General features: G+C 69.2%; 5 protein-coding genes. 4 read left to right on the top strand and 1 reads right to left on the bottom strand.

Annotation, left to right across the window (positions count from 1 at the left end; all coding sequences use genetic code 11):
- From ABZE72_RS15480 to ABZE72_RS15490, 3 genes are all read left to right on the top strand, one after another.
- Positions 1–328: SDR family oxidoreductase (locus ABZE72_RS15480; protein ID WP_372729931.1), on the top strand; the 328-nt coding region annotated here is incomplete at its 5' end.
- A complete protein-coding gene (locus ABZE72_RS15485) occupies positions 325–1,230 on the top strand; it encodes an SDR family oxidoreductase (RefSeq protein ID WP_372729932.1) in 906 nt (301 codons plus the stop codon). The genes ABZE72_RS15480 and ABZE72_RS15485, both read left to right, overlap by 4 nt.
- Positions 1,231–1,448: 218 nt before the next feature.
- A complete protein-coding gene (locus tag ABZE72_RS15490) occupies positions 1,449–2,390 on the top strand; it encodes a type IV toxin-antitoxin system AbiEi family antitoxin domain-containing protein (RefSeq protein ID WP_372729933.1) in 942 nt (313 codons plus the stop codon).
- A gap of 104 nt (positions 2,391–2,494) precedes the next feature.
- Here ABZE72_RS15490 and ABZE72_RS15495 read toward each other — a convergent pair whose 3' ends face one another.
- On the bottom strand, positions 2,495–3,658 hold the full coding sequence (locus tag ABZE72_RS15495) for a steroid 3-ketoacyl-CoA thiolase (RefSeq protein WP_372729934.1): 1,164 nt from the start codon (positions 3,656–3,658) through the stop codon (positions 2,495–2,497).
- A 143-nt stretch (positions 3,659–3,801) separates the two neighbouring features.
- On the opposite strand from ABZE72_RS15495, the gene ABZE72_RS15500 reads away from it, so the two are divergent.
- A complete protein-coding gene (locus tag ABZE72_RS15500) occupies positions 3,802–5,031 on the top strand; it encodes a cytochrome P450 (protein WP_372729935.1) in 1,230 nt (409 codons plus the stop codon).
- Positions 5,032–5,033: the final 2 nt, after the last annotated feature.

Here is a 5,033-nt window from a genome sequence, read left to right on the forward strand (position 1 = left end):
GGCGTACGGCGCTGCCAAGGCCGGCCTGGACTCGTTGACCACCTCGCTCGCGATCGAGTGGGCGCCGAAGGTCCGGATGAACTCCATTGACGTCGGCCTGTGCCGCACCGAGCACACCGACGACCACTACGGCGGGGATGCCGGAGTCGCCGCCATCGAACGCACCATCCCGCTCGGCCGGATGGCCACCCCCGCAGAGGTCGGCCACGTGGCCGCCTTCCTGGCCAGCGACCTCGCGTCGTACGTCTCCGGCGCCACGCTCGCCTGCCACGGCGGGGGAGAGCCCCCCGTCTTCCTGTCCGCCCAGAACATCCAGGAGTCATCGTGAAGAAGCTGCTCGAAGGTCGCATCGCCATCGTCACCGGCGCAGGACGCGGGATCGGACGGGCGCACGCGCTCGAGCTCGCCGCCCAGGGGGCCGCGGTGGTGGTCAACGACTTCGGGGTCTCCTTGGCGGGTGAGGGATCCGGCGAGTCGCCGGCCGACGCGGTCGTCGCCGAGATCGAGGCGGCGGGCGGTCAGGCCGTGGCCAACGGCGCCGACGTCGCCGACTTCGCGGCCGCGGAGGCGATGGTCCGACAGGCGGTCGACACCTTCGGCGGCCTCGACATCCTGGTGAACAACGCCGGCTTCGTGCGCGACCGGATGCTCGTCAACACCTCCGAGGAGGAGTGGGATGCGGTGATCCGGGTGCACCTCAAGGGGCACTTCGCGCCGCTGCGGCACGCGGGTGCCTACTGGCGTGCCGAGGCCAAGGAGGGCCGCCAGCGGGCAGCCCGGGTGATCAACACGTCCTCGGGTGCTGGCCTGCAGGGTTCGGTCGGGCAGGCGACCTACTCGGCGGCGAAGGCGGGCATCGCCGGGCTGACCCTGGTCGCGGCGCAGGAGATGGGGCGCTACGGCGTGACCGTGAACGCGATCGCGCCGGTGGCCAGGACCCGGATGACCGAAGGTGCCTTCCCGGAGATGATGGCCGGGGTCGAGGGTGGCTTCGACGCGATGGACCCGGCCAACAACTCGCCGATCGTGGCGTGGCTGGCGAGCGAGGAGGCCGCCGACGTGACGGGCCGGATCATCGAGATCGAGGGCGGCAGGATCACCCTCGAGACCGGGTGGCGGCACGGCCACGCAGACGACAAGGGTGCGCGCTGGGAGGCCGCCGAAGTCGGGCCGGCCCTGCGCAAGCTGATCGCGCAGGCGCCGGACCCGGAGCCGGTGTACGGCGCCTGAGCCCTGCAGGTTCATCACGGTATGCAGCCGAACCCGCGCTTCCCTGGGTGCACAGAGCATGGGAAGCGCGGGTTCGTGATGGGAAGTGTTGATCCGCTTCCTCTGATGCGGCTCCTCGACGGTCCGCCGACTGCACACAGGCGACCCATGTGACCCGCGAATGACCAGCTGCCTTGCCTCCGGCTCCACGGCCGCTCCCGACGTACGACGGTGAACCCGTGGATCCCCTTCGCTTCCTGGTCGACGAGCACGGCTTCTTCACGCGCGCCGAGGCTCGCGCCTTCGGGTACGGCGACCGCGACGTCGCCGCGGCAGTTCGTCAGGGACGGTGGATCAGGTTCCGGCGGGGGTCCTACTCGCTCGCCGACGCCTGGTCAGCACTCGACGACGTCGGGAGGCATCGCGTCCGGGCGCACGCCGTGCTCAGGTCGCTCGGACCCTCGGTCGCCCTGAGCCACGTCTCGGGCGCCCTCGAGCACGGCATCGACACCTGGGGGCTCGACCTGTCCCGCGTCCACGTCACCCGCCTCGACGGCGGCGCAGGCCGGGTCGAGGGCGATGTCGTCCACCACGAGGGGTTCTGCCTCGACTCCGACGTGCACGAGGTGGACGGCCACCGCGTACTCGTGCCCGAGCGGTGCGCCCTGGAGGCGGCGTCACGCGCCCCGGCCGATGCGGCGCTCGTGCTGTTCGACTCGCTGCTGCACCGACAGCTCGCCTCGCCCGAGGACCTGATGCGCAGGTTCACGCTGATGCAATACTGGCCTCGCACCCGGCACCTGCACCTGGCCGTACGGATGGCAGACGGACGCGCCGAGAGTCCGGGGGAGTCGCGGTCTCGGTATCTCTTCTGGGCACACGGACTGCCGGCCCCGATCAGCCAGTTCGAGGTGTACGACGAGCACGGTGCGCTGATCGGCGTCGCGGACTGGGGGTGGCCCGAGCATCGGCTGCTCGGGGAGTTCGACGGCCGGGTGAAGTACGGAAGGCTGCTCGAACCAGGCCGCGATCCGGGCGATGTCGTGTTCGCCGAGAAGCAGCGAGAGGATCGGCTGCGCGAGGCGACCGGCTACGCGATGGTCCGGCTGGTGTGGGCCGACCTCGATCGACCGCGCTACACGGCCCGACGGATCGAGCGGCTGATGCGACAGGCCTGCTGAGGTGGCGCTGGAGCCGTACTTACCGGGATGAACCAACGCTTCCCGTGCTCTGTGCACCCCGGGAAGCGCAGGTTCGGCTGCATACCGTGATGAACCTGCGGAAATCAGAGCCGTTCGAGGATCGTCCCGGTCGCCATCGCCCCACCCGCACACATCGAGATCAACGCGGTCGAACCGTCGCGCCGCTCGAGCTCGTGCAGCGCGGTCGTGATCAGGCGGACCCCGGTCGAGCCGACGGGGTGGCCCAGGGCGATCGCGCCACCGTTGACGTTGACCCGATCCATCGGCACCTCGTGCACCTGCGCCCACGACAGCACGACCGCCGCGAAGGCCTCGTTGACCTCGAACAGGTCGAAGTCGGAGATCGTCATCCCGGTCTTCTTCAGCAGCAGGTTCGTCGCGTCCACCGGCCCGTCCAGGTGGTAGTAGGGGTCGGAGCCCACCAGGCAATGGGTGTGGATCCGCGCACGCGGCGTCAGGCCCAGCGACCGGGCCCGGTCCTCGTCCATGATCAGCAACGCCGAGGCGCCGTCCGAGATCTGCGACGACGTGCCCGCCGTGTGCAGTCCGCCCTCGAGCACCGGCTTCAGCCCGGCCAGTCCTTCGAGCGTCGTCTCGCGCAGCCCCTGGTCGGTGTCGACCAGCTTCCGCTCGCCGGTCGGGTTGCCCTCGGCGTCGAGCACCGGCGCGTCGTACGCCGCGATCTCACGCTTGAAGCGCCCCTCGTCCACGGCCGTGCGCGCCTTCTGCTGCGAGGCGAGTCCGAAGGCGTCGAGGTCCTCGCGGGTCAGGCCGCGGTTGCGTGCGATCCGGTCGGCGCCCTCGAACTGGTTGGGCAGGTCGATGTCCCAGCTCGCCGGTCGCGGGTCTCCGAGCCCGGCCGGCACGTTGCCGCCCAGCGGGATCCGCGACATCGACTCGACCCCGCAGGCGATGCCGGCGGCAAGGGAGCCGGCGGCGATCATGTCGTGCACCAGGTGGGCCGCCTGTTGGCCCGAGCCGCACTGGGCATCGATGACGGTGCCACCGGTGTGGCGTGGGAGCCCGGCGTGCAGCCAGGCGCGCCGCACCATGTCGTTGGACTGCTCGCCGGCCTGGGTGACGACGCCTCCGATGACCTGCTCGATCTCGTTCGGGTCGACCCCGGCGCGCTGGAGGACTTCGCCCTGCACGAAGCCGAGCAGCTCGGCCGGGTGCACGCCGGCGAGCCAGCCGCGGCGCTTGCCGAGGGGGGTGCGGACAGCGTCGACGATCACCGGGGTTCCCATGGGAGCAAACTAGAACACGTTCTTGTTTGTCACAAGTCCGCCCGTCAAAATCCTCGTCCGAATCGCTGAGATGCCCTTCCCAACATTCCGGGAGTATGTAACCATCGTTACTAGAACGTGTTCCAGAAACGAGGAGAGTCGCAGTGACCGCAGAGAACGTCGTACCCGAGGGTTTCGACTTCACCGATCCCGACGTGAACCACGCGGCCGTCCCGCACGACGAGTTCCTGGCGTTGCGCAAGAAGGCTCCCGTGTTCTGGGTCGAGCAGGAGGAGCCGGCGCGCTCCGGCATGCTCGGCACCGGCTACTGGGCGGTGAGCCGGCACGAGGACGTCGCGGCGGTCTCGAAGAACAGCAAGGACTTCTCCACCGCCGAGAACGGCGCGATCATCCGCTTCCAGGAGGGGATGGAGCGCGAGATGGTCGAGTTCCAGCGCGTCATGCTGATCAACCAGGACGCACCGATCCACACCAAGACCCGGCAGATCATCTCCCGCGGCTTCACGCCGCGGTCGATCTCCGCGCTCGACGAGATCATGGAGCAGCGCGCCAACTCCATCGTCAAGGAGGCCGTCGCCAAGGGGTCGGGCAACTTCGTCGAGGACGTCTCCAGCGAGCTTCCCCTGCAGGCGATCGCCGACCTGCTCGGCGTCCCGCAGGAGGACCGTCGCAAGCTCTTCGACTGGTCCAACTCGATGCTCGGGTACGACGACCCGGACATGCTCGAGGACCCGGACGTCGCTGCGGCCGAGATCTTGACCTACTCGATGGGGTTGGCCGCGGAACGCAAGGCCAACCCGCGCGACGACATCGTCACCAAGCTCGTCCAGGCCAACAAGGACGGAGCGCTGACCGACGACGAGTTCGGCTACTTCGTGATCATCCTGACCGTGGCCGGCAACGAGACCACGCGCAACGCGATCACGCACGGGATGAACGCCTTCCTCAACCACCCCGAGCAGTGGGAGCTGTGGAAGCGGGAGCGCCCGGACACCATGGTCGACGAGGTCATCCGCTGGGCGACCCCGGTCACCTCCTTCCAGCGGACCGCGCTGAACGACGTGATGGTCGGCGACCAGCTGGTGAAGAAGGGCGAGCGGGTGGGGCTGTTCTACGCGAGCGCCAACTTCGACGACGAGGTCTTCGACGACCCGTTCACCTTCGACATCACCCGCAACCCGAACCCGCACCTGGCGTTCGGTGGGCACGGTGCGCACTACTGCATCGGCGCCAACCTGGCCCGCCAGGAGGTGCGCCTGATGTTCGACGCACTGGCCGACCACGCGCCCGACATCAGCAAGCTCGCCGAGCCGGTCCGCCTGCGCTCGGCCTGGATCAACGGCATCAAGGACCTGCAGGTCCAGTACGCCTGACA

Origin of the sequence: Nocardioides sp. (genome assembly GCF_041600255.1) — a bacterium.
In the GTDB taxonomy this organism is placed as follows: domain Bacteria; phylum Actinomycetota; class Actinomycetes; order Propionibacteriales; family Nocardioidaceae; genus Nocardioides.

Bases quoted from the DNA above. Each gene is read 5' to 3' on its own strand.
- ABZE72_RS15495 (WP_372729934.1), bottom strand. From the start codon at position 3,658: ATGGGAACCCCGGTGATCGTCGACGCTGTCCGCACCCCCCTCGGCAAG.